This is a genomic window from Enterobacter sp. UNJFSC 003 (assembly GCF_036903355.1).
Taxonomy (GTDB): domain Bacteria; phylum Pseudomonadota; class Gammaproteobacteria; order Enterobacterales; family Enterobacteriaceae; genus Enterobacter.
In genome coordinates this window covers 1-254 of record NZ_JBAKHK010000253.1, presented here as the reverse complement: position 1 = coordinate 254, position 254 = coordinate 1, and the positions used below count along the sequence as shown (strand labels likewise).

Genomic DNA, 254 nt, shown 5'->3' with positions numbered 1-254 from the left:
CAGCCAAATGAGCCCCCTTATTCACGGTAAAAACACCGGAAAAATTACGATTATTACCCGTTATATCAAGCATTCCCCCATTTATGTTCAGAGAACCATCCCCTGCAATAGTACCTGCAGATTCTCCTCCATTATTCAGTATCAGGCTTCCGCCATGAATGTTCAGCACAGAGCCTGCAGCCGTCAGTAGTTTGCTTATTGTCTGAGGATACCCATTCATATCCAGTTCTGCGCCACGGGATAAATATAAATAC

At 44.1% G+C, this 254-nt stretch carries 1 protein-coding gene; it reads right to left on the bottom strand.

The features are described from left to right. Positions 1-254 (bottom strand): hypothetical protein (locus V5P19_RS24025; protein WP_334408056.1); only part of this gene is annotated, 254 nt, incomplete at both ends.